Origin of the sequence: Pseudomonas sp. B19(2017) (genome assembly GCF_002113165.1) — a bacterium.
Classification (GTDB): Bacteria; Pseudomonadota; Gammaproteobacteria; order Pseudomonadales; family Pseudomonadaceae; genus Aquipseudomonas.
Genome location: NZ_NEJR01000012.1, coordinates 121,040 through 145,981, shown reverse-complemented (window position 1 = coordinate 145,981; position 24,942 = coordinate 121,040). Strand labels below are relative to the sequence as shown.

Annotated in this window: 36 protein-coding genes; 34 read left to right on the top strand and 2 right to left on the bottom strand. The window is 58.7% G+C overall.

Annotated features, from left to right (window positions below; genetic code table 11):
- Nucleotides 1-5: 5 nt before the first annotated feature.
- The 29 genes from rplC to bfr all read left to right on the top strand — a co-directional run bounded on the left by rplC (nucleotide 6) and on the right by bfr (nucleotide 15,541).
- Nucleotides 6-641 carry a 50S ribosomal protein L3 gene (gene rplC / locus CAF70_RS17525; protein WP_003257089.1) on the top strand — a complete coding sequence of 212 codons (636 nt, stop codon included), beginning with the start codon at nucleotides 6-8 and terminating at the stop codon, nucleotides 639-641.
- Nucleotides 642-653: 12 nt separating this feature from the next.
- Nucleotides 654-1,256, top strand: coding sequence for a 50S ribosomal protein L4 (gene rplD / locus CAF70_RS17520; RefSeq protein ID WP_008089819.1), 603 nt, complete (start codon nucleotides 654-656; stop codon nucleotides 1,254-1,256).
- Complete coding sequence (gene rplW, locus CAF70_RS17515; RefSeq protein ID WP_003255484.1) at nucleotides 1,253-1,552, top strand: 50S ribosomal protein L23; 300 nt, start codon at nucleotides 1,253-1,255, stop codon at nucleotides 1,550-1,552. Before rplD ends, rplW begins: the two co-directional genes overlap by 4 nt.
- 14 nt (nucleotides 1,553-1,566) lie before the next feature.
- Nucleotides 1,567-2,391, top strand: coding sequence for a 50S ribosomal protein L2 (gene rplB, locus CAF70_RS17510; protein ID WP_015268750.1), 825 nt, complete (start codon nucleotides 1,567-1,569; stop codon nucleotides 2,389-2,391).
- Nucleotides 2,392-2,407: 16 nt separating this feature from the next.
- On the top strand, nucleotides 2,408-2,683 hold the full coding sequence (rpsS, locus tag CAF70_RS17505) for a 30S ribosomal protein S19 (protein WP_003255482.1): 276 nt from the start codon (nucleotides 2,408-2,410) through the stop codon (nucleotides 2,681-2,683).
- A gap of 11 nt (nucleotides 2,684-2,694) precedes the next feature.
- Nucleotides 2,695-3,027 carry a 50S ribosomal protein L22 gene (gene rplV / locus CAF70_RS17500; protein ID WP_003103908.1) on the top strand — a complete coding sequence of 111 codons (333 nt, stop codon included), beginning with the start codon at nucleotides 2,695-2,697 and terminating at the stop codon, nucleotides 3,025-3,027.
- A 13-nt stretch (nucleotides 3,028-3,040) separates the two neighbouring features.
- A complete protein-coding gene (rpsC, locus tag CAF70_RS17495) occupies nucleotides 3,041-3,727 on the top strand; it encodes a 30S ribosomal protein S3 (protein ID WP_003255481.1) in 687 nt (228 codons plus the stop codon).
- A gap of 12 nt (nucleotides 3,728-3,739) precedes the next feature.
- A complete protein-coding gene (gene rplP, locus CAF70_RS17490; protein ID WP_003255479.1) occupies nucleotides 3,740-4,153 on the top strand; it encodes a 50S ribosomal protein L16 in 414 nt (137 codons plus the stop codon).
- Nucleotides 4,153-4,344 carry a 50S ribosomal protein L29 gene (gene rpmC, locus CAF70_RS17485; protein WP_002555481.1) on the top strand — a complete coding sequence of 64 codons (192 nt, stop codon included), beginning with the start codon at nucleotides 4,153-4,155 and terminating at the stop codon, nucleotides 4,342-4,344. Before rplP ends, rpmC begins: the two co-directional genes overlap by 1 nt.
- A 2-nt stretch (nucleotides 4,345-4,346) precedes the next feature.
- Entirely contained in the window at nucleotides 4,347-4,613 is a 267-nt protein-coding gene (gene rpsQ, locus CAF70_RS17480; RefSeq protein ID WP_003255478.1) for a 30S ribosomal protein S17, read from the top strand.
- Nucleotides 4,614-4,636: 23 nt separating this feature from the next.
- Nucleotides 4,637-5,005 carry a 50S ribosomal protein L14 gene (gene rplN, locus CAF70_RS17475; protein WP_002555479.1) on the top strand — a complete coding sequence of 123 codons (369 nt, stop codon included), beginning with the start codon at nucleotides 4,637-4,639 and terminating at the stop codon, nucleotides 5,003-5,005.
- 11 nt (nucleotides 5,006-5,016) lie between these two features.
- A complete protein-coding gene (gene rplX, locus CAF70_RS17470) occupies nucleotides 5,017-5,331 on the top strand; it encodes a 50S ribosomal protein L24 (RefSeq protein ID WP_013970637.1) in 315 nt (104 codons plus the stop codon).
- A 20-nt stretch (nucleotides 5,332-5,351) separates the two neighbouring features.
- Nucleotides 5,352-5,891 (top strand): 50S ribosomal protein L5, encoded by a 540-nt coding sequence (rplE, locus tag CAF70_RS17465; RefSeq protein ID WP_003257095.1) that lies wholly within the window; start codon nucleotides 5,352-5,354, stop codon nucleotides 5,889-5,891.
- A 13-nt stretch (nucleotides 5,892-5,904) separates the two neighbouring features.
- Entirely contained in the window at nucleotides 5,905-6,210 is a 306-nt protein-coding gene (rpsN, locus tag CAF70_RS17460) for a 30S ribosomal protein S14 (RefSeq protein WP_009397499.1), read from the top strand.
- A gap of 209 nt (nucleotides 6,211-6,419) precedes the next feature.
- Nucleotides 6,420-6,812 (top strand): 30S ribosomal protein S8, encoded by a 393-nt coding sequence (gene rpsH, locus CAF70_RS17455; protein ID WP_009681971.1) that lies wholly within the window; start codon nucleotides 6,420-6,422, stop codon nucleotides 6,810-6,812.
- A gap of 12 nt (nucleotides 6,813-6,824) precedes the next feature.
- Nucleotides 6,825-7,358: a 50S ribosomal protein L6 gene (gene rplF, locus CAF70_RS17450; protein ID WP_009681972.1), complete on the top strand. Its 534-nt coding sequence runs from the start codon at nucleotides 6,825-6,827 to the stop codon at nucleotides 7,356-7,358.
- A gap of 10 nt (nucleotides 7,359-7,368) precedes the next feature.
- Nucleotides 7,369-7,719, top strand: a complete 351-nt coding sequence (rplR, locus tag CAF70_RS17445) for a 50S ribosomal protein L18 (RefSeq protein WP_009397496.1) — start codon at nucleotides 7,369-7,371, stop codon at nucleotides 7,717-7,719.
- Nucleotides 7,720-7,722: 3 nt separating this feature from the next.
- The gene (rpsE, locus tag CAF70_RS17440; protein ID WP_003255465.1) at nucleotides 7,723-8,223 is read left to right on the top strand and encodes a 30S ribosomal protein S5; all 501 of its coding nucleotides are present in this window, start codon (nucleotides 7,723-7,725) and stop codon (nucleotides 8,221-8,223) included.
- A 2-nt stretch (nucleotides 8,224-8,225) separates the two neighbouring features.
- The gene (gene rpmD / locus CAF70_RS17435; RefSeq protein ID WP_003255463.1) at nucleotides 8,226-8,402 is read left to right on the top strand and encodes a 50S ribosomal protein L30; all 177 of its coding nucleotides are present in this window, start codon (nucleotides 8,226-8,228) and stop codon (nucleotides 8,400-8,402) included.
- A 3-nt stretch (nucleotides 8,403-8,405) separates the two neighbouring features.
- A complete protein-coding gene (gene rplO / locus CAF70_RS17430; RefSeq protein ID WP_003257107.1) occupies nucleotides 8,406-8,840 on the top strand; it encodes a 50S ribosomal protein L15 in 435 nt (144 codons plus the stop codon).
- Nucleotides 8,841-10,172 (top strand): preprotein translocase subunit SecY, encoded by a 1,332-nt coding sequence (gene secY / locus CAF70_RS17425; RefSeq protein WP_003257108.1) that lies wholly within the window; start codon nucleotides 8,841-8,843, stop codon nucleotides 10,170-10,172. It abuts the gene before it with no gap.
- A 28-nt stretch (nucleotides 10,173-10,200) separates the two neighbouring features.
- On the top strand, nucleotides 10,201-10,317 hold the full coding sequence (gene rpmJ, locus CAF70_RS17420) for a 50S ribosomal protein L36 (protein WP_002555468.1): 117 nt from the start codon (nucleotides 10,201-10,203) through the stop codon (nucleotides 10,315-10,317).
- 131 nt (nucleotides 10,318-10,448) lie between these two features.
- Nucleotides 10,449-10,805: a 30S ribosomal protein S13 gene (rpsM, locus tag CAF70_RS17415; protein WP_003257112.1), complete on the top strand. Its 357-nt coding sequence runs from the start codon at nucleotides 10,449-10,451 to the stop codon at nucleotides 10,803-10,805.
- 18 nt (nucleotides 10,806-10,823) lie between these two features.
- Nucleotides 10,824-11,213: a 30S ribosomal protein S11 gene (gene rpsK, locus CAF70_RS17410; protein ID WP_003255454.1), complete on the top strand. Its 390-nt coding sequence runs from the start codon at nucleotides 10,824-10,826 to the stop codon at nucleotides 11,211-11,213.
- 15 nt (nucleotides 11,214-11,228) lie between these two features.
- Nucleotides 11,229-11,849, top strand: a complete 621-nt coding sequence (gene rpsD, locus CAF70_RS17405) for a 30S ribosomal protein S4 (RefSeq protein ID WP_003257114.1) — start codon at nucleotides 11,229-11,231, stop codon at nucleotides 11,847-11,849.
- A 22-nt stretch (nucleotides 11,850-11,871) separates the two neighbouring features.
- Nucleotides 11,872-12,873 carry a DNA-directed RNA polymerase subunit alpha gene (gene rpoA / locus CAF70_RS17400; protein ID WP_003255452.1) on the top strand — a complete coding sequence of 334 codons (1,002 nt, stop codon included), beginning with the start codon at nucleotides 11,872-11,874 and terminating at the stop codon, nucleotides 12,871-12,873.
- 42 nt (nucleotides 12,874-12,915) lie between these two features.
- Nucleotides 12,916-13,302 (top strand): 50S ribosomal protein L17, encoded by a 387-nt coding sequence (gene rplQ, locus CAF70_RS17395; RefSeq protein WP_003255451.1) that lies wholly within the window; start codon nucleotides 12,916-12,918, stop codon nucleotides 13,300-13,302.
- A gap of 171 nt (nucleotides 13,303-13,473) precedes the next feature.
- Nucleotides 13,474-14,913, top strand: coding sequence for a catalase (locus CAF70_RS17390; protein ID WP_085626166.1), 1,440 nt, complete (start codon nucleotides 13,474-13,476; stop codon nucleotides 14,911-14,913).
- Nucleotides 14,914-15,076: 163 nt separating this feature from the next.
- Nucleotides 15,077-15,541 carry a bacterioferritin gene (gene bfr, locus CAF70_RS17385; protein ID WP_003255449.1) on the top strand — a complete coding sequence of 155 codons (465 nt, stop codon included), beginning with the start codon at nucleotides 15,077-15,079 and terminating at the stop codon, nucleotides 15,539-15,541.
- A gap of 142 nt (nucleotides 15,542-15,683) precedes the next feature.
- Here bfr and uvrA read toward each other — a convergent pair whose 3' ends face one another.
- Nucleotides 15,684-18,518, bottom strand: coding sequence for an excinuclease ABC subunit UvrA (uvrA, locus tag CAF70_RS17380; RefSeq protein WP_085626165.1), 2,835 nt, complete (start codon nucleotides 18,516-18,518; stop codon nucleotides 15,684-15,686).
- Between the two features lie 129 nt (nucleotides 18,519-18,647).
- Between uvrA and CAF70_RS17375 the strand changes: the two genes are divergently transcribed.
- The 3 genes from CAF70_RS17375 to CAF70_RS17365 all read left to right on the top strand — a co-directional run bounded on the left by CAF70_RS17375 (nucleotide 18,648) and on the right by CAF70_RS17365 (nucleotide 21,268).
- Nucleotides 18,648-20,042: an MFS transporter gene (locus CAF70_RS17375; protein WP_085626164.1), complete on the top strand. Its 1,395-nt coding sequence runs from the start codon at nucleotides 18,648-18,650 to the stop codon at nucleotides 20,040-20,042.
- 9 nt (nucleotides 20,043-20,051) lie between these two features.
- Nucleotides 20,052-20,597, top strand: a complete 546-nt coding sequence (locus CAF70_RS17370) for a single-stranded DNA-binding protein (RefSeq protein WP_003255446.1) — start codon at nucleotides 20,052-20,054, stop codon at nucleotides 20,595-20,597.
- Between the two features lie 215 nt (nucleotides 20,598-20,812).
- Complete coding sequence (locus CAF70_RS17365; protein ID WP_085626163.1) at nucleotides 20,813-21,268, top strand: hypothetical protein; 456 nt, start codon at nucleotides 20,813-20,815, stop codon at nucleotides 21,266-21,268.
- Between the two features lie 265 nt (nucleotides 21,269-21,533).
- Here CAF70_RS17365 and CAF70_RS17355 read toward each other — a convergent pair whose 3' ends face one another.
- On the bottom strand, nucleotides 21,534-22,928 hold the full coding sequence (locus CAF70_RS17355; protein ID WP_085626162.1) for a PLP-dependent aminotransferase family protein: 1,395 nt from the start codon (nucleotides 22,926-22,928) through the stop codon (nucleotides 21,534-21,536).
- A 319-nt stretch (nucleotides 22,929-23,247) separates the two neighbouring features.
- On the opposite strand from CAF70_RS17355, the gene CAF70_RS17350 reads away from it, so the two are divergent.
- The gene (locus tag CAF70_RS17350; protein WP_085626161.1) at nucleotides 23,248-24,033 is read left to right on the top strand and encodes a TSUP family transporter; all 786 of its coding nucleotides are present in this window, start codon (nucleotides 23,248-23,250) and stop codon (nucleotides 24,031-24,033) included.
- Nucleotides 24,034-24,055: 22 nt separating this feature from the next.
- Entirely contained in the window at nucleotides 24,056-24,817 is a 762-nt protein-coding gene (locus tag CAF70_RS17345; RefSeq protein WP_085626160.1) for an SDR family NAD(P)-dependent oxidoreductase, read from the top strand.
- Nucleotides 24,818-24,942 lie beyond the last annotated feature (125 nt).

The following is a 24,942-nucleotide window of genomic DNA, read 5'->3' as shown; positions in this document are numbered from 1 at the left end:
ACAACATGACTATTGGTGTAATCGGTCGCAAGTGCGGTATGACCCGCATTTTCACCGAAGAAGGTGTCTCCATTCCGGTCACGGTCATCGAGATCGAGCCGAATCGCGTCACCCAGTTCAAAACTGAAGAAACCGATGGCTACCGTGCAGTGCAAGTCACTGTCGGCGAGCGTCGTGCTTCGCGTGTGACTGCCGCTCAGGCAGGTCACTTCGCCAAGGCCAACGTTGCCGCTGGTCGCGGTGTCTGGGAGTTCCGTCTTGAAGAAGGCGATTTCCAGGCTGGCGATCTGATCAAAGCTGAACTCTTCACTGCAGGCCAGCTGGTAGACGTTACTGGTCAGTCCAAAGGTAAAGGCTTCGCCGGTACCATCAAGCGCTGGAACTTCCGTGGCCAGGACAACACCCACGGTAACTCCGTGTCGCACCGTGTCCCAGGTTCCATCGGCCAGTGCCAGACTCCTGGTCGTGTGTTCAAGGGCAAGAAAATGTCCGGTCACATGGGCGCCGAGCGCGTGACTGTTCAGTCCCTGGAAGTTGTTCGCGTAGACGCTGAACGCAACCTGCTGCTGGTCAAGGGTGCCGTTCCAGGCGCTACTGGCGGCGACGTGGTTGTACGTCCGGCTGTCAAGGCTCGCGGTTAAGGGGAAACTGACATGCAACTCAATGTAAATGACGCTCAGGCGATCGAAGTTTCCGAACTGACTTTCGGTGGCGAATTCAACGAGACGCTGGTACACCAAGCAGTCGTGGCCTACATGGCCGGCGGCCGTCAGGGCACCAAGCAGCAGAAGACCCGTTCCGACGTGGCTGGTGGCGGTAAGCGCCCATGGCGTCAGAAGGGTACTGGCCGCGCTCGTGCTGGTACCACTCGTGGTCCGATCTGGCGTGGCGGTGGTGTAACCTTCGCAGCTCGCCCTCAAGATCACTCGCAGAAGCTCAACAAGAAGATGTACCGCGCAGCCCTGCGCTCCATCCTCGCTGAGCTGGTGCGTAGCGACCGTCTGGTCGTGGTTCAGGACTTCGCTGTTGAAGCGCCGAAAACCAAAGATCTGCTGAACAAGCTGAACGGCATGGGTCTGAACGACGTACTGATCGTTTCCGACGCTGTTGATCAGAACCTGTACCTGGCTGCTCGCAACCTGCCGCACGTCGACGTACGTGATGTACAAGGTTCCGACCCGGTCAGTCTGATCGCATACGAGAAAGTGTTGATCACTGTCTCGGCCGTGAAGAAATTCGAGGAGCTGCTGGGATGAACCAGGAACGCGTATTCAAAGTCCTCCTTGGCCCGCACGTTTCCGAGAAGGCTACCGTTCTGGCTGAGAAAAAAGGCCAGTTCGTATTCAAGGTTGCTACCGATGCAACCAAGCTGGAAATCAAGAAAGCTGTCGAAGGCCTGTTCAACGTAAAAGTTGAAAACGTGTCGACTGTTAACGTTCTGGGTAAAACCAAGCGTACCGCACGTGGTCTGGGCAAGCGTAATGACTGGAAGAAGGCGATCGTCTCCCTTCAGCCAGGCCAAGATCTCGATTTCAGCAGCAGTGCTGAGTAAGGAAGGGGTGCATCATGGCAATCGTTAAATGCAAACCGACTTCCCCTGGCCGCCGTTTCGTGGTCAAGGTGGTCAACCAGGAGCTGCACAAAGGCGCTCCTCACGCACCGCTGATCGAGAAGAAATCGAAGTCTGGTGGTCGTAACAACAATGGCCGCATTACCACTCGTCACGTTGGTGGTGGTCACAAGCAGCATTACCGTCTGGTCGACTTCCGTCGCAACGACAAAGATGGCATCCCAGCCACTGTCGAGCGTATCGAATACGACCCGAACCGTACTGCTCACATCGCCCTGCTGTGCTACGCAGACGGTGAGCGTCGCTACATCATCGCCCCTAAAGGCGTGAGCGCTGGCGACCAGCTGATCGCAGGTGCCCTGGCCCCAATCAAGGCCGGTAACTCCCTGCAGCTGCGCAACATTCCAGTAGGTAGCACCATTCACGGCATCGAACTGAAGCCGGGTAAAGGTGCACAGATCGCACGTTCCGCTGGTGCTTCGGCTCAGCTGATCGCTCGCGAAGGTGTCTACGTGACCCTGCGTCTGCGCTCTGGTGAAATGCGTAAAGTCCTGGCTGAGTGCCGTGCGACCCTGGGCGAAGTCTCGAACTCCGAGCACAGCCTGCGTTCGCTGGGTAAAGCTGGTGCCAAACGCTGGCGCGGCGTTCGCCCAACCGTTCGTGGTGTTGCCATGAACCCGGTTGACCACCCACACGGTGGTGGTGAAGGTCGTACCTCCGGTGGTCGTCATCCGGTATCGCCATGGGGCTTCCCAACCAAGGGTGCTAAAACCCGTGGTAATAAGCGTACCGACAACATGATCGTCCGTCGTCGCAAGTAACTAGAGGGATACGACAGTGCCACGTTCTCTGAAAAAAGGTCCTTTTATCGATCTTCACCTGTTGAAGAAGGTCGAAGTGGCGGTGGAGAAGAACGATCGCAAGCCAGTTAAAACCTGGTCGCGCCGTTCGATGATCCTGCCACAAATGGTCGGTCTGACCATCGCGGTACACAACGGTCGTCAACATGTTCCAGTTCTCGTGAATGAAGACATGGTCGGCCACAAACTGGGCGAGTTCGCCGGTACCCGCACCTACCGCGGGCACGTGGCTGACAAGAAAGCCAAGCGTTAAGGGGTAAGGAAATGGAAGTAGCCGCTAAGTTGTCGGGCGCTCGCATCTCCGCCCAGAAAGCCCGCTTGGTCGCCGACCAGATCCGCGGGAAGAAGGTGGGCGAAGCGCTCAACCTGTTGGCCTTCAGCAGCAAAAAAGCCGCTGAAATCATGAAGAAAGTCCTCGAGTCGGCCGTTGCCAACGCCGAACACAACGAAGGCGCAGACGTTGATGACCTGAAGGTCTCCACCGTCTTCGTCAACGAAGGGCGTTCGCTGAAGCGCATCATGCCACGTGCCAAAGGCCGTGCTGATCGCATCGTCAAGCGGTCTTGCCATATCACTGTCAAGGTTGCGGACAAGTAACGGAGTCGATCAGATGGGTCAGAAAGTACATCCCACTGGCATTCGCCTGGGAATCGTCAAGGAGCACACCTCCGTCTGGTACGCAGACGGTGCTACTTACGCAGATTACCTGTTGAAGGATCTGAAAACGCGTGAGTACCTCCAAGACAAACTAAAAAGCGCGTCCGTAAGCCGTATCGATATTCATCGTCCGGCTCAAACTGCACGCATCACCATCCACACCGCTCGTCCCGGTATCGTTATCGGCAAGAAAGGTGAAGATGTCGAGAAGCTGCGTCAGGACCTGACCAAGCAGATGGGTGTGCCTGTGCACATCAACATCGAAGAGATCCGCAAGCCGGAACTCGACGCTATGCTGGTTGCGCAGAGCGTAGCTCAGCAGCTGGAACGCCGCGTAATGTTCCGTCGCGCCATGAAGCGCGCCGTGCAGAACGCCATGCGTATTGGTGCCAAGGGCATCAAGATCCAGGTGAGCGGTCGTCTCGGCGGTGCTGAGATTGCTCGTACCGAGTGGTATCGCGAAGGTCGTGTGCCGCTGCACACCCTGCGTGCCGATATCGACTACAACACCTACGAAGCTCACACCACCTACGGTGTGATCGGTGTGAAGGTTTGGATCTTCAAAGGCGAAGTTATTGGTGGTCGCCAAGAAGAACTGAAACCACAAGCACCAGCGCCTCGTAAAAAAGCTGCTAAGTAAGGGGTACGCCAAATGTTGCAACCAAAGCGTACAAAATTCCGCAAGCAGATGACTGGCCACAACCGTGGTCTGGCACTGCGCGGTAGCAAAGTCAGCTTCGGCGAATTCGCCCTGAAAGCTGTTGCTCGCGGTCGCCTCACCGCTCGCCAGATCGAGTCCGCACGTCGTGCGCTGACCCGTCACGTAAAACGTGGCGGCAAGATCTGGATCCGTGTGTTCCCGGACAAACCGATCTCCAAGAAGCCTCTCGAGGTTCGTATGGGTAAAGGTAAGGGCTCCGTGGAATACTGGGTTGCCCAGATTCAGCCAGGCAAAGTCCTGTATGAAATCGAGGGTGTTTCTGAAGAGCTGGCGCGCGAAGCTTTCGCCCTGGCTGCTGCAAAGCTGCCTCTCGCCACCTCCTTTGTTAAGCGGACGGTGATGTGATGAAAGCGAATGAACTTCGTGAAAAATCGGCACAGCAACTGAATGAGCAACTGCTCGGCTTGCTGCGCGACCAGTTCAATCTGCGTATGCAGAAAGCAACTGGCCAGTTGGGGCAGTCGCACCTGCTCTCGCAAGTTAAGCGTGACATCGCTCGCGTGAAAACTGTGCTCAACCAGCAGGCAGGTAAGTGATCATGGCTGAAGCTGAAAAAACCGTCCGTACGCTGACTGGCCGTGTCGTCAGCGACAAAATGGACAAGACCATCACCGTTCTGATCGAGCGTCGCGTAAAGCACCCGATCTACGGTAAATACGTTAAGCGTTCGACTAAGCTGCACGCGCACGACGAAGCCAACCAGTGCAAGATCGGCGACAAGGTTTCCATCCGTGAAACCCGTCCGCTGGCCAAGACCAAGTCCTGGGCACTGGTTGAAGTCCTCGAACGCGCTGTTGAAGTCTAAGGGCTAGGGGTCGGAGAAATTTTATGATTCAGACTCAATCCATGCTCGATGTGGCCGATAACAGCGGCGCTCGTCGCGTCATGTGCATCAAGGTACTCGGTGGTTCGCACCGCCGTTACGCTGGCATCGGTGACATCATCAAGGTAACCGTGAAGGAAGCGATTCCGCGCGGTAAGGTCAAGAAAGGCCAAGTGATGACCGCTGTTGTCGTGCGCACCCGTCACGGTGTTCGTCGCGCTGACGGTTCCATCATTCGTTTCGACGGCAACGCTGCTGTTCTGCTGAACAACAAGCAAGAGCCGATCGGCACTCGCATCTTCGGGCCAGTGACCCGTGAACTTCGTACCGAGAAGTTCATGAAGATCGTCTCGCTCGCCCCTGAAGTGCTGTAAGGAGATCCGACATGCAAAAGATTCGTCGTGACGACGAGATCATCGTGATCGCCGGCAAAGACAAAGGTAAGCGCGGTAAGGTGCTGAAGGTTCTGGCTGACAACCGTCTGGTTGTTGGTGGTGTGAACCTGGTCAAGCGTCATACCAAGCCTAACCCGATGGCGGGCGTACAGGGCGGTATCGTCGAAAAAGAAGCGCCTCTGCACGCTTCCAACGTTGCCATCTTCAACGGTGAAACCAACAAGGCTGACCGCGTTGGTTTCAAAGTAGAAGACGGTAAAAAAATTCGTGTCTTCAAGTCGACCCAAAAAGCGGTTGATGCTTGAACACTGCTAGGTAGAAGACCATGGCACGACTGAAAGAGATTTACCGGAACGAAATCGCTCCTAAGCTTAAGGAAGAACTTAAGCTGTCGAACGTGATGGAAGTTCCGCGCGTTACCAAGATCACCCTGAACATGGGTCTGGGCGAAGCGATCGGTGACAAGAAAGTCATCGAGCACGCTGTTGCCGACCTGGAAAAGATCACCGGTCAAAAGCCGGTCGTGACTTTCGCTCGTAAATCCATCGCGGGCTTCAAAGTCCGTGAGGGCTGGCCGATCGGCGTCAAGGTGACCCTGCGTCGCGACAAGATGTACGAATTCCTGGACCGCCTGCTGGCGATCTCCCTGCCTCGGGTTCGCGACTTCCGCGGCCTGAATGCCAAGTCCTTCGATGGCCGTGGCAACTACAGCATGGGCGTGAAAGAGCAGATCATCTTCCCGGAAATCGACTACGACAAGATCGATGCTCTGCGCGGTTTGGACATCACCCTGACCACCACTGCTCGTTCGGACGACGAAGGCCGCGCTCTGCTGCGTGCTTTCAAGTTCCCGTTCCGCAACTGATTGGAGTAGGAAAATGGCCAAGAAGAGCATGAAAAACCGCGAGCTGAAGCGTCAGCTCACGGTAGCCAAGTACGCCAAAAAGCGTGCCGAGCTGAAAGCGACCATCGTCAACCTGAACGCCTCTCCTGAAGAGCGTTTCGCTGCCGTTGTCGCCCTGCAGAAGCAGCCACGCGATGCCAGCGCCGCGCGTCTGCGCAACCGTTGCCGCCTGACCGGTCGTCCTCACGGTGTATACCGTAAGTTCGGCCTGGGCCGTAACATGCTGCGTCAAGCTGCAATGCGCGGTGACGTACCAGGTCTGGTCAAGGCCTCCTGGTAATCGCTGCAGGCTGGACCCCGGCGGAAGGGGAGCAATCTTCCGACCGCCGGTGACCTCGCCAACAAACAAGCCCCTATATGGGGCTTGTTTCGTTTCTGCCTTGTGTCTAGAATGACCGGCTCACCTGAGCCTGGGTTTTTTGCCCTGTCCGCTCGGGTGGTTGTGATAGCCGCAAGGCTAATAATTCTTGTATCAGGAGCATCTAGCCCATGAGTATGCAGGACCCGTTAGCGGACATGCTAACTCGCATCCGTAATGCCCAGATGGCTGAAAAGTCCGTCGTAAGCATGCCTTCCTCCACCCTGAAGGTCGCGGTTGCCAAAGTTCTGAAAGACGAAGGTTACATCGCCGGCTACCAGGTAACTGGTGAGGCCAAGCCTTCCCTGTCGATCGAACTGAAGTACTTCGAAGGCCGTCCGGTCATCGAGGAACTGAAGCGCTCCAGCCGTCCAGGCCTGCGCCAGTACAAGTCCGTCGCAGAACTGCCGAAAGTACGTGGCGGTCTGGGCGTGTCTATCGTCTCCACCAACAAAGGTGTGATGACTGATCGCGCTGCACGCGCTGCCGGTGTCGGCGGCGAAGTTCTGTGCACAGTGTTCTAAGGGGAGATAGGCATGTCTCGCGTCGCTAAGAACCCCGTTAAGCTGCCAGCAGGCGTCGAAGTCAAATTCGCCGGCCAGCAGCTTTCGGTGAAGGGTGCCAAAGGCACTCTCGAACTGAACGTTCACTCGTCTGTTGAAGTTACCGAAGAGTCTGGCGAGCTGCGTTTCGTCGCTCGCAACGGTGACCAGCAAGCTCGCGCCATGGCCGGTACCACCCGTGCTCTGGTGAACAACATGGTCCAGGGCGTAAGCCAAGGCTTCGAGCGCAAGCTCCAGCTGGTCGGTGTTGGTTACAAGGCACAGGCCAAGGGCACCGTCCTGAACCTGGCCCTGGGCTTCTCGCACCCAGTGGACTACGAACTGCCAGCCGGTATCACCGCTGAAACCCCAAGCCAGACCGACATCCTGATCAAGGGTATCGACAAGCAGCTGGTGGGTCAGGTGGCCGCTGAAATCCGCGACTTCCGTCCGCCAGAGCCTTACAAAGGCAAGGGTGTGCGTTACGCGGACGAAGTAGTCCGTCGTAAAGAAGCCAAGAAGAAGTAGGGCCTAGCAAATGACCGACAAAAAAGTTACTCGACTGCGTCGCGCTCGCAAAGCACGTCTCAAGATGCACGAACTCGAAGTCGTGCGCCTGTGCGTGTTCCGCTCCTCGCAGCACATCTACGCCCAGGTCATTTCGGCCGACGGCAGCAAGGTTCTGGCAAGCGCCTCGACCTTGGACAAAGAACTGCGTGATGGCGCCACTGGCAACATCGACGCGGCCACTAAGGTTGGCAAGCTGGTAGCTGAGCGTGCGAAAGCCGCCGGTGTATCTCAAGTTGCCTTTGACCGTTCCGGCTTCAAGTACCATGGCCGCGTCAAAGCGCTGGCTGATGCTGCTCGTGAAGGCGGGCTGGAGTTCTAAGTTATGGCAAATAACGATCAAAAGCGCGACGAAGGCTACATCGAGAAGCTGGTTCAAGTTAACCGCGTTGCCAAAACCGTAAAAGGCGGCCGTATCTTCACCTTCACCGCGCTGACCGTGGTAGGTGATGGTAAAGGTCGTGTTGGCTTCGGCCGTGGCAAGTCGCGCGAAGTACCTGCCGCGATCCAGAAAGCCATGGAAGCTGCTCGCCGCAACATGATCCAGGTTGACCTGAAGGGCACCACCCTGCAGTACGCCACCAAGGCTGCCCACGGCGCCTCGAAGGTTTACATGCAGCCTGCCTCGGAAGGTACCGGTATCATCGCCGGTGGCGCAATGCGTGCTGTCCTGGAAGTTGCTGGTGTTCAGAACGTTCTGGCCAAGTGCTACGGTTCGACCAACCCTGTGAACGTGGTTTACGCCACCTTCAAGGGTCTGAAAGCCATGCAATCTCCTGAATCCATTGCTGCCAAGCGCGGCAAGAGCGTCGAGGAGATCTTCTGATCATGGCAACCGTAAAAGTAACGCTGATCAAGAGCGTCTCGGGCCGTCTGCCTAACCACAAGCTGTGCGTTAAAGGCCTGGGTCTGCGTCGCATCGGTCACACTGTAGAAGTCCAGGATACTCCCGAAAACCGCGGGATGATCAACAAGGCTTACTACATGCTGAAGGTCGAGGGTTAATCGATGAAACTCAATGATCTGAGTCCAGCGCCGGGTTCCCGTCGCGAGAAGCATCGTCCAGGTCGTGGTATCGGTAGCGGTCTGGGTAAGACCGGCGGCCGTGGCCACAAAGGTCAGACTTCCCGTTCGGGTGGTTCGATCGCTCCTGGCTTCGAAGGCGGTCAACAGCCGCTGCACCGTCGTCTGCCGAAGTTCGGCTTCGTTTCCCTGAAAGCCATGGACCGCGCCGAAGTGCGTCTGTCCGAGCTGGCCAAGGTGGAAGGCGACGTGATCTCCGTGCAATCCCTGAAGGATGCCAACGTGATCGGCCAGAACGTACAGCGCGTGAAAATCATGCTGTCTGGCGAAGTCACTCGCGCAGTCACCATCAAGGGTATCGCAGCCACCAAGGGTGCGCGTGCGGCTATCGAAGCAGCTGGCGGCAAGTTCGAGGAATAAATGGCTAAGCAAGGTGCTCTCTCTTCGCTCGGTAAGGGCGGGATGTCGGAACTCTGGGCTCGTCTGCGCTTTCTGTTCATGGCGATCATCGTCTATCGGATAGGTGCGCATATCCCGGTTCCTGGCATCAATCCGGACCGTCTGGCGGATCTGTTTCGGCAGAATGAGGGGACCATTCTTAGCTTGTTCAACATGTTTTCCGGTGGCGCGCTCGAGCGCATGAGCATCTTTGCACTGGGGATCATGCCGTACATCTCGGCATCGATCATCATGCAGCTGATGACGGCGGTCAGCCCGCAACTGGAGCAGTTGAAGAAGGAAGGTGAAGCTGGCCGTCGCAAGATCAGCCAGTACACCCGCTACGGCACCGTTATCCTGGCACTGGTTCAAGCCATTGGCATGTCCATTGGCCTGGCCAACCAGGGCGTGGCGTTTTCTGTAGGCCTGGGCTTCCATGTCGTCGCCGTCTCCACCTTCGTGGCAGGCGCGATGTTCATGATGTGGCTGGGCGAGCAGATCACCGAGCGCGGTGTGGGCAACGGTATCTCGATGTTGATCTTCGCAGGTATCGTTGCCGGTCTTCCGAGAGCAATCGGGCAGTCTTTCGAGTCTGCACGCACAGGCGATATCAACATTTTCGCCCTGGTCGCTATCGGTTTGCTGGCAGTAGCGATTATCGGCTTCGTGGTGTTCATTGAGCGTGGTCAGCGTCGTATCGCCGTTCACTACGCCAAGCGTCAGCAGGGCCGCAAGGTCTTCGCTGCGCAGACCAGCCACTTGCCGCTGAAGGTGAACATGGCAGGGGTCATCCCGGCCATTTTCGCGAGCAGCATTCTGCTGTTCCCGGCTTCGCTGGGTGCCTGGTTCGGTCAGTCCGAAGGTATGGGCTGGCTGCAGGACATCTCGCAGTCGATCGCTCCTGGTCAGCCGTTGAACATTCTGCTGTTTAGTGCAGGGATCATTTTCTTCTGCTTCTTCTACACAGCGTTGATGTTCAACCCGAAAGACGTAGCGGAAAACCTGAAGAAGTCCGGTGCCTTTATTCCGGGTATCCGTCCTGGTGAGCAGTCGGCGCGCTACATTGATGGCGTTCTGACCCGTCTGACCATGTTCGGTGCTCTTTACATGATGGCCGTCTGCCTTCTGCCCCAGTTCCTGGTGGTGGCAGCAAATGTGCCGTTCTACCTTGGCGGGACCTCGTTGCTGATTGTGGTAGTGGTTGTGATGGACTTCATGTCCCAAGTACAATCGCACCTCGTTTCGCACCAGTACGAATCCCTGATGAAGAAAGCCAACCTGAAAGGCTACGGTGGCAGCGGTCTGCTGCGCTGATACGCCCCTAAGGTTCGAGGAGTCGGTAATGAAAGTTCGTGCATCGGTGAAAAAGCTGTGCCGTAACTGCAAGATCATCCGTCGCGAAGGCGTCGTACGAGTGATCTGCAGCGCGGAACCGCGTCACAAACAGCGCCAAGGCTGAGTGTGATCTGCGCTTCAAACCCAGCAGCTAGTGTGCTGCTGGGTTGATTATTCGTTTCTACAGCGATATTATCTCGCGCCCTATTTCTTGGCTTCCGGGGCGTAGGTAGCTGTCAATTGGAGTCCCACTGAATGGCCCGTATTGCAGGCGTCAACATTCCAGATAACAAGCATGCTGTTATCTCGCTGACCTACATCTATGGTGTCGGTCGCACTACTGCACAGAAGATCTGTGCAGACGCTGGTGTAAACCCAGCCGCTAAGATCAAGGATCTGAGCGACGAGCAAATCGAAACCCTGCGTGGCGAAGTCGCGAAGTTCACCACCGAAGGTGACCTGCGTCGTGACATCAACATGAAGATCAAGCGCTTGATGGACCTGGGTTGCTACCGCGGCCTGCGTCATCGTAAAGGTCTGCCGGTTCGCGGTCAGCGCACCAAGACCAACGCACGCACCCGTAAGGGCCCGCGTAAGCCGATCCGCAAGTAATCGCCCAGGAATATAGACATGGCAAAACCTGCTGCTCGTCCTCGTAAGAAAGTCAAAAAGACAGTGGTTGATGGCATCGCCCACATCCATGCCTCTTTCAACAACACCATCGTGACCATCACCGACCGTCAGGGCAATGCTTTGTCCTGGGCGACCTCCGGTGGTTCGGGTTTCCGTGGTTCGCGCAAATCCACCCCGTTCGCAGCCCAGATCGCTGCTGAGCGTGCTGGTCAAGCTGCGCTGGAATACGGTCTGAAGAACCTCGACGTAAACGTCAAGGGTCCAGGTCCAGGTCGTGAGTCCGCCGTTCGTGCACTGAACAGCTGCGGCTACAAGATCGCCAGCATCACCGACGTGACGCCAATCCCGCACAACGGGTGCCGTCCGCCGAAGAAGCGTCGCGTGTAATCAGGAGACAGATAAATGGCACGTTACATTGGTCCAAAATGCAAACTGTCTCGTCGTGAAGGCACTGACCTGTTCCTGAAGAGCGGCGTTCGCGCTCTGGAATCGAAGTGCAACATCGAAGCAGCCCCAGGTATCCACGGCCAGCGCCGTGGCCGTCAGTCCGACTACGGTACCCAGCTGCGCGAGAAGCAAAAAGTTCGTCGTATCTACGGTGTTCTGGAGCGTCAGTTCCGCGGTTACTACCAGGCTGCAGCCTCGAAAAAAGGCGCAACCGGTGAAAACCTGCTGCAACTGCTCGAGTGCCGTCTGGATAACGTCGTCTACCGTATGGGCTTCGGCTCGACTCGTTCCGAGTCCCGTCAGCTGGTTTCGCACAAAGCGATCAGCGTCAACGGTAAGACTGTAAACATTCCATCCTACCAAGTTCGTCCGGGTGACGTGGTCGCGGTTCGCGAGAAGTCGCTGAACCAGCTGCGCATTGTTCAAGCCCTTGAACTGTGCGCCCAGCGTGGCCGCGTTGAGTGGGTTGACGTGGATGCTGCTAAAAAGTCGGGCGTTTTCAAGAACGTTCCTGCTCGCAGCGACCTGTCTGCCGACATCAACGAGAACCTGATTGTCGAGCTCTACTCCAAGTAAGGGCTAGAAAATAGGTGCATCCATGCAGATTTCGGTAAATGAGTTCCTGACTCCCCGCCACATTGATGTGCAGGTAGTCAGTCCGACCCGCGCCAAGATCACGCTCGAGCCTCTCGAGCGTGGCTTCGGCCATACCCTGGGCAACGCGCTGCGCCGCATCCTGTTGTCCTCCATGCCTGGCTGTGCAGTAGTCGAGGCCGAGATCGACGGCGTACTCCATGAGTACTCCGCGATCGAAGGTGTTCAGGAAGACGTAATTGAAATCCTGTTGAACCTGAAAGGCCTGGCTATCAAACTGCACGGTCGTGACGAAGTTACGCTGACCTTGTCGAAAAAGGGTTCGGGGGTGGTTACCGCTGCCGATATTCAGCTGGATCACGATGTCGAGATCGTCAACCCCGATCACGTAATCGCGAACCTGGCGTCGAACGGCGCCCTGAACATGAAGCTCACTGTAGCTCGTGGTCGTGGTTACGAGCCGGCCGACTCCCGTCAGACCGACGAAGACGAAAGCCGTAGCATTGGCCGTCTGCAGTTGGACGCTTCGTTCAGCCCGGTGCGTCGTATCGCCTATGTGGTCGAAAACGCCCGTGTTGAACAGCGTACCAACCTGGACAAGCTGGTCATTGATCTGGAAACCAACGGCACCCTGGATCCTGAAGAGGCTATCCGCCGCGCTGCGACCATCCTGCAACAGCAGCTGGCCGCGTTCGTCGACCTCAAAGGTGACAGCGAGCCTGTCGTAGTCGAGCAGGAAGACGAGATCGATCCGATCCTGCTGCGTCCGGTTGACGACCTGGAACTGACTGTACGTTCGGCCAACTGCCTCAAGGCGGAGAACATCTACTACATCGGCGACCTGATTCAGCGTACCGAAGTAGAGCTGTTGAAGACTCCTAACCTGGGCAAGAAGTCCCTGACTGAAATCAAGGACGTCCTGGCCTCTCGTGGTCTGTCTCTCGGCATGCGCCTCGACAACTGGCCGCCTGCAAGTCTTAAGAAAGACGACAAGGCGACCGCCTGATCGTCGTAATCACCGAACGTAGTGTTTGGTAAGGAATGAATCATGCGTCATCGTAAAAGTGGACGTCACCTGAGCCGTACCAGCTCTCACCGCAAGGCTATGTTCCAGAACATGGCAGTGTCGCTGATCGAGCACGAGCTGATCAAAACCACCCTGCCGAAAGCCAAGGAACTGCGCCGCGTTGCCGAGCCGCTGATCACCCTGGCCAAGGAAGACAGCGTAGCTAACCGTCGTCTGGCTTTCGACCGTACCCGTTCGAAATCCGCCGTTGGTAAGCTGTTCAACGACCTGGGCAAGCGTTATGCCACCCGTCAGGGCGGCTACCTGCGCATCCTGAAGTGCGGTTTCCGCGCTGGCGACAACGCGCCTATGGCGTACGTCGAGCTGGTTGATCGTCCTGTCGGCGGTGCTGTAGAAGCTGCTGAGTAAGACGTTCTGTCTGCTGCAAAGAACCGGGCCTAGTGCCCGGTTTTTTGTTTCTGTATGTATTGTTTATTTCTATTGATACAAGTCAGGTAATGAATTTGTACCTGTAACCTTGCTCGTCAATACTCTCTCCACAGCCGCCAAGCCGGCATTTGAAGACCGTATGGAGAGCCCATGAGCAAGATTCTCACCACCGCCAGCGGTGCACCCGTAGCCGATAACCAGAATTCCCGTTCCGCCGGCCCACGCGGCCCGTTGCTGCTCGACGACTTCCACTTGATCGAGAAGCTTGCCCATTTCAACCGTGAGAACATTCCTGAGCGTCGCGTGCACGCAAAGGGCTCGGGCGCCTATGGCACCTTTACCGTTACCCGCGATATCACCGCCTACACCAGTGCCAAGCTGTTTGAACAGATTGGCAAGCAGACCGAGACCTTCCTGCGCTTCTCCACTGTTGGTGGTGAGCGTGGCTCTGCGGACACCGAGCGCGACCCGCGCGGTTTTGCCGTGAAGTTCTACACCGAGGAAGGCAACTGGGACATCGTCGGCAACAACACGCCGGTGTTCTTCATTCGCGACCCGCTGAAGTTCCCGGACTTTATCCACACCCAGAAGCGGCATCCGCAATCCAACCTGAAGAATGCCCAGATGATGTGGGACTTCTGGTCGCACTCCCCCGAGGCGCTGCACCAGGTCACCATCTTGTTCTCCGACCGTGGCATCCCGGACGGCTACCGCCATATGCACGGCTTCGGCAGCCACACCTATAGCCTGATCAACGCCGAGGGTGAGCGCACCTGGGTCAAATGGCACTTCAAGACCCAGCAAGGCATCAAAAACCTCACGCCGGCAGATGCTGCGCGTCTGGCTGGTACTGACCCGGACTACGCCCAGCGCGACCTGTTCGAAGCCATTGAGCGAGGAGATTACCCGCGCTGGACCGTATGCATCCAGGTGATGAGCGAAGCCGAGGCGGCCAGCCGCGACGAAAACCCTTTTGACGTGACCAAGACCTGGTCGCAGAAGGATTACCCGTTGATCGAAGTGGGGGTGCTGGAGCTCAACCGCAATCCGCTCAACTACTTTGCCGAGGTCGAGCAGGCTGCGTTTGGGCCCAGCAACATGGTGCCAGGTGTCGGCCTGTCGCCAGACCGCATGCTGCAAGGGCGGGTATTCGCCTACGCTGACGCGCACCGCTATCGGGTGGGCACCAACCACCAGCAACTGCCGGTGAACGCGCCACGTTGCCCGGTTAACAGCTATCAGCGTGATGGTTCCATGGCCACTGGCAGTTACGGCAGCGCCCCGAACTATGAGCCCAACAGCTACAGTGATGCACCGAAGCAGTCGCCGCGCCATGCCGAGCCTGCACTGGCCCTGAAGGGTTCGGCTGACCGTTATGATCACCGCGAAGACACCGACTACTACAGCCACGCCGGCGCACTGTTCCGCCTGATGAACGATGAGCAGAAAGCCCTGCTGGTCAACAACATTGCCGGCACCATGGCAGGCGTCAGCGAAGACGTGGTCCTGCGCCAGCTGCAATACTTCTTCAAGGCCGATCCGGCCTACGGCGAAGGGGTTGCCAAGGCCTTGGGCATCAACCTGGCTTAAGTCGAAGTGATAAGAAGAACCGCCCTCATTTGGGCGGTTTTTCAATGAATATCACTACTGTTTAACCGATTTTTTGCTTCAAATTGCGCGTTTTTCAGTGACCGCGGGCAAAAGCTGGTTCACACTATGTGGCATAGACGTTTTCACATGGAGAAGCAGGGCGATGCAAGGCCACCCGGACGTAATCAACTACCTCGTCACGCTGCTGAAGGGCGAACTGGCGGCACGCGACCAGTACTTCATTCACTCGCGCATGTACGAAGACTGGGGCCTGTCCAAGCTCTACGAGCGCATCAACCATGAGATGGAAGAAGAAACGCAGCACGCCGATGCCCTGATGCGTCGCATCCTCATGCTTGAAGGTACTCCCGACATGCGTGCGGACGATCTGGAGGTCGGCAGCACCGTGCCGGAAATGATCGAGGCTGATCTCAAGCTCGAGTACAAGGTGCGCGGAGCGCTGTGCAAGGGCATTGAACTGTGCGAGCTGCACAAGGACTACGTCAGCCGCGACATCTTGCGCGCCCAGCTGGCTGATACCGAAGAGGATCACACCTACTGGCTGGAGAAGCAGCAGGGGCTGATCAAGGCCATTGGCCTCGAGAATTACCTGCAGTCGCAGATGTAAAAGCCTGGGGCTGCCTTGCAGCCCTATCCGACCGGTACGGCGCCCCGGCAAGGCCGCTCCCACAGGGAAATGCATTACTCCTGTGGGAGCGGCCTTGCCGCTCCGTATCGGTCGGATGGGGGCGCAAAGCGCCCGCAGGGCCTTACGCCCGATCCCGCTCCAGCAGCGGTTTCAGGTAGTGCCCGGTATACGACTGTTTCATCGTACTCAGTTCTTCCGGCGTACCGCAGGCAATGATCTGCCCGCCTTTCGAGCCACCCTCCGGCCCCAGGTCCACCAGCCAGTCCGCGGTCTTGATTACATCCAGGTTGTGCTCGATCACCACCACGGTATTACCGTGGTCACGCAGCCGATGCAGCACGTCCAGTAACTGCTGGATATCGGCAAAGTGCAGGCCCGTGGTCGGCTCGTCGAGGATGTACAAGGTCTTGCCGGTGTCACGCTTGGACAGTTCCCGCGACAGCTTCACCCGCTGTGCTTCGCCGCCCGACAGTGTGGTCGCCGACTGCCCCAGCTTGATATATGACAGCCCCACATCCATCAGCGTCTGCAGCTTGCGCGCCAGCGCCGGCACCGCATCGAAGAACTCGCGGGCATCCTCGATGGTCATCTCCAGCACCTCGTGGATGTTCTTGCCCTTGTACTTGATCTCCAGGGTTTCGCGGTTGTAGCGCTTGCTCTTGCACACGTCGCACGGCACATAGATGTCCGGCAGGAAGTGCATCTCCACCTTGATCAGGCCATCGCCCTGGCAGGCCTCGCAACGGCCACCCTTGACGTTGAACGAGAAGCGCCCCGGGCCGTAGCCACGCGAACGCGATTCCGGCACACCGGAGAACAGCTCGCGAATAGGCGTGAAGATGCCGGTGTAGGTCGCCGGGTTCGAGCGAGGTGTGCGGCCGATCGGGCTCTGGTCGATATCCACAACCTTGTCCAGGTGCTGCAAGCCATCCATGCTGGCATGCGGCGCCGCTTCCAGGCTGCTTGCGCCATTCAGTGCAGTAGCGGCCAGCGGGAACAGGGTGTTGTTGATCAGCGTCGACTTGCCCGAGCCGGAAACCCCGGTCACGCAGGTCAGCAGGCCGATCGGGATTTCCAGGTCGACGTTTTGCAGGTTGTTGCCACGCGCGCCCTTGAGCTTGAGTTGAAGCTTTTTGTTGCGCGGCGTGCGCTTGGCCGGTACGACGATCTTCTTGCGCCCGGAAAGGTACTTGCCAGTCAGCGAGTCGGGGTGGTCCATGACCTCCTGCGGCGAGCCCTCGGCGACGATCTGCCCGCCGTGCACGCCGGCCCCCGGGCCAATGTCCACCACGTAGTCGGCCAGGCGAATGGCGTCCTCGTCGTGTTCCACCACGATCACCGTGTTGCCCAAGTCGCGCAGGTGGTTGAGGGTGGCCAGCAGGCGGTCGTTGTCACGCTGATGAAGGCCGATGGAGGGTTCATCGAGGATGTACATCACCCCCACCAGGCCCGCGCCGATCTGGCTGGCCAGGCGGATACGCTGCGCTTCGCCACCGGACAGGGTATCGGCGCTGCGGTCGAGGGTGAGATAGTCGAGACCGACGTTGACCAGGAACTGCAGGCGCTCGCAGATTTCCTTGAGGATCTTCGCTGCAATTTCGCCGCGGCGACCGGTCAGGGTCAGCTTGCCGAAGTAGTTGCTGGCTTCACCGATCGGCAGGTTGGTCACTGCGGGCAAGGTCTTCTCGCCCACCCATACATGCCGTGCCTCACGCCGTAGGCGGGTGCCGCGGCAATCCGGGCAGGGCTGGGTACCGAGGAACTTGGCCAGTTCTTCACGCACGGTGGCCGACTCGGTCTCGCGGTAGCGGCGTTCGAGGTTCGGCACGATGCCTTCGAACGGGTGCGAGCGCTTGACGATGTCACCACGGTCGTTGAGGTATTTGAAGTCGACACTCTGTTTGCCGCTGCCCTGCAGGATCACCTTCTGGTGCTCGGCCGAGAGTTCGCCGAACGGTTCCTCCAGGCTGAAGCCGTAGTGCGCGGCCAGCGAACCGAGCATCTGGAAGTAGTACACGTTGCGCCGGTCCCAACCACGGATCGCGCCTTCGGCCAAGGTGAGCTCGGCATTGACCAGGCGTTTGGTGTCGAAGAACTGCTTCACCCCCAGGCCATCGCAGGTCGGGCAGGCGCCGGCCGGGTTGTTGAAGGAGAACAGCTTCGGCTCCAGCTCGCTGATGGCATGGCCACAGACCGGGCAGGCGAAGCGCGCGGAGAAGATCGTCTCTTCGCCGGGTTCGTCGTCCATCGGCGCCACCAGGGCGATGCCGTCGGCCAGCTTGAGCGCCGTCTCGAACGATTCGGCCAGGCGCTGTTGCAGGTCGGCGCGAACTTTGAAGCGGTCCACCACCACATCGATGCTGTGCTTTTTTTGCTTGTCCAGCTTGGGCAGTTCATCGAGTTCGTAGAGCTTGCCATTGACCCTGGCACGCACGAAGCCCTGGGCGCGCAGCTCGTCGAACACTGCCAGGTGCTCGCCCTTGCGCTCGCGAACCACCGGCGCCAGCAGCATCAGCTTGCTGCCTTCCGGTCGCTCAAGCACCAGGTCGACCATCTGGCTGATCGTTTGCGCCTCCAGCGGGATGTCGTGGTCCGGGCAGCGTGGGGTACCAACGCGGGCGTACAGCAGGCGCAGGTAGTCGTAGATTTCGGTGATGGTGCCGACCGTGGAGCGGGGGTTGTGCGAGGTCGACTTTTGCTCGATGGAAATGGCCGGCGACAGGCCTTCGATGGTGTCGACGTCAGGTTTTTCCATCATCGACAGGAACTGCCGGGCATAGGCCGACAGCGACTCCACATAGCGGCGCTGGCCTTCGGCATACAGGGTATCGAACGCCAGGGACGACTTGCCGGAACCGGACAGGCCGGTGATCACGATCAGCTTGTCCCGCGGCAGGGTCAGGTCGATGTTCTTCAGGTTGTGGGTACGCGCCCCACGAATCAGGATCTTGTCCACTGCGGCCTCGCTTGGCGGGCATAAACAAGGAAGTATACGGCGCGCTGCCAGTACGCGGCAAAGCGTCGCGTAGATGCCGTCAAGCTGTCGGACTGATAGAATCGCCGCCGGTTCACACGAGGTTTATCCATGCACGACACCCACAACGAGCGCATGAGCAGCGGCGAAACCCGCGCTGCTAGCGGCCTGGCCCTGGTCTTTGCCTTTCGTATGCTGGGCATGTTCATGGTCTTGCCGGTGCTGGCCACCTACGGCATGGACCTGGCCGGCGCCACGCCTGCGCTGATTGGCCTGGCCATTGGTGCCTATGGTTTGACCCAGGCGGTATTGCAGATCCCGTTCGGGATGATTTCCGACCGCATCGGCCGCCGGCCGGTGATTTACCTGGGGTTGGTCATCTTTGCCCTTGGCAGTGTATTGGCGGCCCAGGCCGACTCCATCTGGGGGGTGATCGCCGGGCGTATCCTGCAGGGCGCCGGGGCGATTTCCGCTGCGGTGATGGCGCTGCTGTCCGATCTCACCCGCGAGCAGCACCGGACCAAGGCCATGGCCATGATCGGCATGAGCATCGGCCTGTCGTTTGCCGTCGCCATGGTCGTCGGCCCATTGCTGACTCGTGCCTTTGGCTTGTCAGGATTGTTCCTCGCCACGGCAGGACTTGCCCTGGTCGGCATCCTGCTGATCGCTTTTGTCGTGCCCAATACCCACAGCATCCTGCAGCACCGTGAGTCGGGTGTGGCGCGCCAGGCTATCGGCCCGACCCTGCGTCATCCGGACCTTCTGCGCCTGGACGTGGGTATCTTCATCCTCCACGCCATCCTCATGGCCAGCTTCGTCGCGCTGCCACTGGCCTTTGTCGAGCGCGGTGGTCTGCCGAAGGAGCAGCACTGGTGGGTATACCTGACCGCGTTGTTCATCTCATTTTTTGCAATGGTCCCGTTCATCATCTACGGCGAGAAAAAGCGCAAGATGAAACGCGTGCTGGCCGGGGCGGTCAGTGTGTTGCTGCTGGTGGAGGTGTTCTTCTGGCAGTGGGCTGACGGTTTGCGCGGACTGGTGATCGGCACCGTGGTATTCTTTACTGCATTCAACCTGCTGGAGGCATCGCTGCCTTCGCTGGTCAGCAAGGTGTCGCCTGCAGGTGGCAAGGGAACGGCCATGGGGGTTTACTCCACCAGCCAGTTCCTCGGCGCTGCCCTGGGAGGAATCCTCGGTGGCTGGTTGTTCCAGCACGGCGGGCTGAACATGGTGTTCCTCGGTTGTGCGGTACTGTGTGCCATCTGGTTGGTCGTCGCCTTGCGCATGAACGAGCCGCCCTATGTGACCAGCCTGCGCATGCCGCTGACGCCAGAGGCAGTCCGGGAAGCCGGCCTGACCGAGCGCCTGATGGCCGTGCCGGGTGTGACCGACGCCGTCGTGGTGGCAGAAGAAGCTGCCATCTATATCAAACTGGATACGAAAATTTTGGACCGCACGACCCTCGAGCGCCTGGTGAACCCGGCCTCTTCGGCGTGCGAAGCCTAGGAGAACGTTATGGCCCGTGGGGTTAACAAAGTCATTCTGGTCGGCACCTGTGGCCAGGATCCCGAAGTCCGCTACCTGCCCAACGGTAACGCCGTGACCAACCTGAGCCTGGCTACCAGCGAGCAGTGGACCGACAAGCAGTCGGGCCAGAAGGTCGAGCGTACCGAGTGGCACCGTGTGTCGCTGTTCGGCAAGGTTGCCGAAATCGCCGGCGAATACCTGCGCAAGGGTTCGCAGTGCTACATCGAAGGCAAGCTGCAGACCCGCGAATGGGAAAAAGACGGTATCAAGCGCTACACCACAGAGATCATCGTCGACATCAACGGCACCATGCAGCTGCTCGGCGGCCGTCCGCAGGGCCAGCAGCAGGGCGGTGACCCGTACAACCAAGGTGGCGGCAACTACGGTGGCGGCCAGCAGCAACAGTACAATCAGGCTCCGCCACGTCAGCAGGCCCAGCGCCCGCAGCAGGCCCCTCAGCGTCCAGCACCACAGCAGCCCGCACCGCAGCCGGCGGCTGACTTTGACAGCTTCGATGACGATATCCCGTTCTGATTCGAACGGTAAGGCATCGCGCTGTACCAGCAACCCGGAGCAATCGCTCCGGGTTTTTTATGCCTGAGGGAATGACGCAATAAGCGGTCATGGCGTGAACATCAAAATACTCATATAAATTGTCTCTTTTGTTGTAGGGCATTTCTGAGTTTGCTCTTGCGTCAACTATCAGCTGCCGCGATTGCTTAGCATCTACTTTTTTCAGGGGGTGGATCATGCAATCAGAAAGTGAAGAGTTTGATCAAATTGAAATTCAGCTGAATTCTTCGTCAGGCGATTATCGTGTCCCGGGGTTCTGTGATGGTTACGCGGTGTACCGTAATGGTTGTAAAAAGGGCGCCGGTTATACTGGGGGCTTACTGCTCCTGCTAGGTTTTTCCATCGCTGCGCTGGCCATCGGAGCGCTGGTTTTCGGCCCGTCGACGATCACTTACTACCGATCAACCGGCCCCTCCTGGTTTCAGTATGTCCAGATGTACGCGCCGGCGATAATGATGGCTGGCGGTGCGCTGTTTACCTTGGGTGGTTATCTGTATTCAAAGAAGGCAATGGGGCGAGAGGAGTTTCTGGTGACGATTTACAAGCTCATCGCGCCTGATGGGCAGGTTGTTACTGGAACAGTTCATCTCCGTTATCTGGGTGGTGATAACTTTAATATAAGAATCAACTGAGGGGCAGGCAGGCCAGAAGGGCGAGGAAATTTTATCCTCGCGTGCTGACAGACGTCACGGTGCCTGCTTACTATGCCGCTGGCCTGGCTAGGTGGTGATGAATTGTCGCTTTGGCAGTTTCTTGGCTTGCTGACCTGTTTCTTTGGTGTGTTGTTGGCCAGCGGCAGCGCTAAGAGGGTAGGTGAGCAGGGGCGGCCGACGAGCCGTTTGCCGGTTGCGTTCGCTCTGTTGGCGGCGGCGCTTTTTACGGCGTCAGTTTCTGGCTTCAATAGAACAACCGCGGCTCCGGCGAGTCCAGCAGGCTGGCCAGCTTGGTCAGGGCAAAGCCGAGTTCCTGGCGGCTGGGGGCCATCAGGGCGATGCGCACGCCGCAGGTAGCGTGACTGCGTTCAGCCAGGAACTGACTACCACTGACTACCGTGACGCCATTGTCGCGCGCCAGGTTGGCGAACTCATCGCTGGTCCATGGCTGCGGCAACTCCAGCCAGATGTGGAAACTGTTGGGCTGGCTGCGGATCCTGTACTTGCCAAGAATCTCCCGGGCCATTTGCTGGCGCGCGGCCGCCTCTTCCTGTTGTTCCCTCACTAGCTGGTCGGCCATGCCGCTGTTGATCAGGTTGCTGGCCAGTTGCGCCATCAACGGTGATGGCATCCAGACGCTGCTGCGTACCATCGACGATAGCCGCGACAGCGTTTGCGGCGGGGCATACAGGTAACCGATGCGCAGCGCCGGCAGCACGCTCTTGGACAGGCTGGTCAGATACACCGAGCGCTCGGGCGCATAGGCTGCAAGCGGTTGGTAATCCGGTGCGGGCTCGAGGAAACCGTAGATATCGTCATCGACGATAAACAGGTCGAACTCGCGGGCGATCTCGGCGATGGCCTGGCGCCGTGCGTGGGGCATGATCGAGTTGGTCGGGTTCTGGTGCGTGGTGACGCACACCAGCAGGGAAGGGCGGTGCTCCAGGCACGCCGCGCGCAATGCTTCGGGAATCAGGCCGTGCTCGTCCATGGCCACGCCGCGCAGGCGGCGGCCCATGCTGTGGGCCAGGGAGATGATGCCCGGGTAGCAGAACGACTCGCATAGCACCACATCGTCGCTCTTGGAAAGGCTGGCGATGGCCACCAGTAGACCGTGCTGTGCCCCCGAAGTCAGTACCACCTGCTGCCAGCACGCCTCGGGTAGCCGGCGCCGGATCCAGGCAGCGCCGGCCTGCTTGTGGGTCGCGTGGCCACCTTCGGTGACGTAGTCGAGTACTTGCGTCAGGTCGGGCGACGCGGCCAGCTTGGTTATGGCCCCGCGCAGCCAGTCGGTCATGTGGGCATCGTTGGGCTTGATGATCGACAGGTCGATCTGGCCGCTCTCACGCTCGGCCGGCGCAGGTCCGGGCCTGACGACAGGGGCAGCATTTGGCACCTGCGGTTGCGGCAGCACGAAGGTACCTCGACCGACTTCGCCCACCACCAGGCCACGCTTGGCGGCTTCGTCATAGGCCCGGCCGATGGTCCCGGGGGTCACGCTCAAGGACTCAGCCAAGTCCTTGAGCGTCGGCAAACGTTCGCCAGCAGCGAGCCGGCCGCTGCCGATGTCCTGCTCAAGGGCGTCGGCGATCATCAGGTAGACCGGCTGCGCCAGGTCGCTGTAGTGAGGAACCCACATGGAAATGGCACCAGAATCTGCAAGAGCGCGGAAGCCTAGCACGAAAGGCCTGATGGACGTAATCGTGATTTCCGCCCATGAATTACCATGATTGCATCGATCATACCTCCTGCTTGGCTTCATATGCTGCCAATCTGGACGGGCTAAGCTTTAGCACCTCGGTCTGTCTTTTTTTCAGAAAAACCCATTTAAATCATATTGTTAGTCGGTTTGGCAGGACTTGCTTCACGGCGTGTACAAGAAATTCATTGAATCGATGTTATTTTTGTAAATACAATCATTGCATCGATTCAATCTGCCGGAATAAGGATATACCTTTATGGAGCTGTTAGGCGCGTTCTGGGCGGAGCACTGGTTGCTGGCGATCCTCATGCTCGGGGCGATTGCCTTCGTAGCTGGCTTCGTCGACAGCATTGCCGGTGGCGGCGGGCTGTTCCTGGTGCCGGGCTTTCTGCTGGTTGGCATGCCACCCCAGGTGGCCCTCGGCCAGGAAAAACTGGTCAGCACCCTCGGCACGTTGGCGGCCATTCGCAACTTCCTGGCCAATAGCAAGATGGTCTGGCAGGTGGCGCTGGTCGGCGTGCCGTTCGCATTGCTCGGTGCCTACCTGGGGGCACACCTGATCGTGTCAATCTCTCAGGAAACCGTGGGCAAGATCATCCTGGCGCTGATCCCCTTCGGCATCCTCATCTTCCTCACCCCCAAGGACCGCCCGGTCAAGGAGCGCGAACTGTCATCGCGCATGCTGTTCACCGTGGTCCCGCTGACCTGCCTGGCCATCGGTTTCTATGACGGCTTCTTCGGCCCCGGTACCGGCAGCATGTTCATCATTGCTTTCCATTACCTGCTGCGCATGGACCTGGTCTCCAGCTCGGCCAACTCCAAAACCTTCAACTTCGCGTCCAACATCGGCGCCCTGGTGGCCTTCGTCATTGCCGGCAAGGTCGTCTACCTGCTGGCGTTGCCGCTGGTGGCCTGCAACATCCTCGGTAATCACCTGGGCAGCGCGCTGGCCCTGCGCAAGGGCAACGAAGTGGTACGCAAGGCGCTGGTGTTCTCGATGCTTTGCCTGTTCACCAGCTTGGGCTTGAAGTACCTGACCTGACTCATCGACAAGGAAACAACTGATGAAAACCGCATTCGTAACCGGCGCCTCGGCGGGCTTTGGTCGCGCCATCTGCCGTACCTTGGTCGGCAAAGGCTACCGCGTGATCGGTGGCGCCCGGCGCATGGACAAGCTGCAAGCGCTGGAAGCCGAACTGGGCGCCAACTTCATTCCGCTGGCGCTGGATGTCACCGACCCGGTGTCGATCGAGATGGCGGTCGAGCGGATTCGTGATGCTTCGCTACAGATCGACCTGCTGGTCAATAATGCCGGGCTGGCGCTGGGGGTGGACCGTGCCCAGGCCAGCAGCGCGGAAAACTGGCAGCGGATGATCGACACCAACATCACCGGCCTGGCCATGGTCACCCACAAGTTCCTGCCGCAGATGGTGGAAGCCGATAGCGGCATGATCATCAACATTGGCTCGATCGCCGGCACCTACCCCTACCCGGGCGGTAACGTGTATGGCGCCAGCAAGGCTTTCGTCCGCCAGTTCAGCCTCAACCTGCGTGCCGACCTGGCGGGCACCCGCGTGCGGGTGAGCAACATCGAGCCGGGGCTGTGCTCGGGCACCGATTTCTCGGTGGTGCGCCTGAACGGTGACCTGGATGCCGTGCAGGCCCTGTACCGGGATGTGCAGGCCATCCTGCCCGAGGATATCGCGGCCACGGTGGCCTGGATTGCCGAGCAGCCGGCGCATGTGAACATCAATACCATCGAAATCATGCCGGTGGCGCAGAGCAGCGCGGCGCTGAACGTGGTACGCAACCTGCCGCATTGCTGACCGGTCGGGTGGATGGCACCGGCGTTGCCGGTGTTCGCGGGTGAACCCGCTCCTACAGGAAAGCGCGACGGCTTGGGCATGTGTAGTACCTGTGGGAGCGGGCTCACCCGCGAATCAGACATCAC

Coding starts and splice junctions, on each gene's coding strand:
- rplC (WP_003257089.1), top strand. CDS start 6: ATGACTATTGGTGTAATCGGTCGCAAGTGCGGTATGACCCGCATTTTC.
- rplD (WP_008089819.1), top strand. CDS start 654: ATGCAACTCAATGTAAATGACGCTCAGGCGATCGAAGTTTCCGAACTG.
- rplW (WP_003255484.1), top strand. CDS start 1,253: ATGAACCAGGAACGCGTATTCAAAGTCCTCCTTGGCCCGCACGTTTCC.
- rplB (WP_015268750.1), top strand. CDS start 1,567: ATGGCAATCGTTAAATGCAAACCGACTTCCCCTGGCCGCCGTTTCGTG.
- rplV (WP_003103908.1), top strand. CDS start 2,695: ATGGAAGTAGCCGCTAAGTTGTCGGGCGCTCGCATCTCCGCCCAGAAA.
- rpsC (WP_003255481.1), top strand. CDS start 3,041: ATGGGTCAGAAAGTACATCCCACTGGCATTCGCCTGGGAATCGTCAAG.
- rplP (WP_003255479.1), top strand. CDS start 3,740: ATGTTGCAACCAAAGCGTACAAAATTCCGCAAGCAGATGACTGGCCAC.
- rpmC (WP_002555481.1), top strand. CDS start 4,153: ATGAAAGCGAATGAACTTCGTGAAAAATCGGCACAGCAACTGAATGAG.
- rpsQ (WP_003255478.1), top strand. CDS start 4,347: ATGGCTGAAGCTGAAAAAACCGTCCGTACGCTGACTGGCCGTGTCGTC.
- rplN (WP_002555479.1), top strand. CDS start 4,637: ATGATTCAGACTCAATCCATGCTCGATGTGGCCGATAACAGCGGCGCT.
- rplX (WP_013970637.1), top strand. CDS start 5,017: ATGCAAAAGATTCGTCGTGACGACGAGATCATCGTGATCGCCGGCAAA.
- rplE (WP_003257095.1), top strand. CDS start 5,352: ATGGCACGACTGAAAGAGATTTACCGGAACGAAATCGCTCCTAAGCTT.
- rpsN (WP_009397499.1), top strand. CDS start 5,905: ATGGCCAAGAAGAGCATGAAAAACCGCGAGCTGAAGCGTCAGCTCACG.
- rpsH (WP_009681971.1), top strand. CDS start 6,420: ATGAGTATGCAGGACCCGTTAGCGGACATGCTAACTCGCATCCGTAAT.
- rplF (WP_009681972.1), top strand. CDS start 6,825: ATGTCTCGCGTCGCTAAGAACCCCGTTAAGCTGCCAGCAGGCGTCGAA.
- rplR (WP_009397496.1), top strand. CDS start 7,369: ATGACCGACAAAAAAGTTACTCGACTGCGTCGCGCTCGCAAAGCACGT.
- rpsE (WP_003255465.1), top strand. CDS start 7,723: ATGGCAAATAACGATCAAAAGCGCGACGAAGGCTACATCGAGAAGCTG.
- rpmD (WP_003255463.1), top strand. CDS start 8,226: ATGGCAACCGTAAAAGTAACGCTGATCAAGAGCGTCTCGGGCCGTCTG.
- rplO (WP_003257107.1), top strand. CDS start 8,406: ATGAAACTCAATGATCTGAGTCCAGCGCCGGGTTCCCGTCGCGAGAAG.
- secY (WP_003257108.1), top strand. CDS start 8,841: ATGGCTAAGCAAGGTGCTCTCTCTTCGCTCGGTAAGGGCGGGATGTCG.
- rpmJ (WP_002555468.1), top strand. CDS start 10,201: ATGAAAGTTCGTGCATCGGTGAAAAAGCTGTGCCGTAACTGCAAGATC.
- rpsM (WP_003257112.1), top strand. CDS start 10,449: ATGGCCCGTATTGCAGGCGTCAACATTCCAGATAACAAGCATGCTGTT.
- rpsK (WP_003255454.1), top strand. CDS start 10,824: ATGGCAAAACCTGCTGCTCGTCCTCGTAAGAAAGTCAAAAAGACAGTG.
- rpsD (WP_003257114.1), top strand. CDS start 11,229: ATGGCACGTTACATTGGTCCAAAATGCAAACTGTCTCGTCGTGAAGGC.
- rpoA (WP_003255452.1), top strand. CDS start 11,872: ATGCAGATTTCGGTAAATGAGTTCCTGACTCCCCGCCACATTGATGTG.
- rplQ (WP_003255451.1), top strand. CDS start 12,916: ATGCGTCATCGTAAAAGTGGACGTCACCTGAGCCGTACCAGCTCTCAC.
- CAF70_RS17390 (WP_085626166.1), top strand. CDS start 13,474: ATGAGCAAGATTCTCACCACCGCCAGCGGTGCACCCGTAGCCGATAAC.
- bfr (WP_003255449.1), top strand. CDS start 15,077: ATGCAAGGCCACCCGGACGTAATCAACTACCTCGTCACGCTGCTGAAG.
- CAF70_RS17375 (WP_085626164.1), top strand. CDS start 18,648: ATGCACGACACCCACAACGAGCGCATGAGCAGCGGCGAAACCCGCGCT.
- CAF70_RS17370 (WP_003255446.1), top strand. CDS start 20,052: ATGGCCCGTGGGGTTAACAAAGTCATTCTGGTCGGCACCTGTGGCCAG.
- CAF70_RS17365 (WP_085626163.1), top strand. CDS start 20,813: ATGCAATCAGAAAGTGAAGAGTTTGATCAAATTGAAATTCAGCTGAAT.
- CAF70_RS17355 (WP_085626162.1), bottom strand. CDS start 22,928: ATGTGGGTTCCTCACTACAGCGACCTGGCGCAGCCGGTCTACCTGATG.
- CAF70_RS17350 (WP_085626161.1), top strand. CDS start 23,248: ATGGAGCTGTTAGGCGCGTTCTGGGCGGAGCACTGGTTGCTGGCGATC.
- CAF70_RS17345 (WP_085626160.1), top strand. CDS start 24,056: ATGAAAACCGCATTCGTAACCGGCGCCTCGGCGGGCTTTGGTCGCGCC.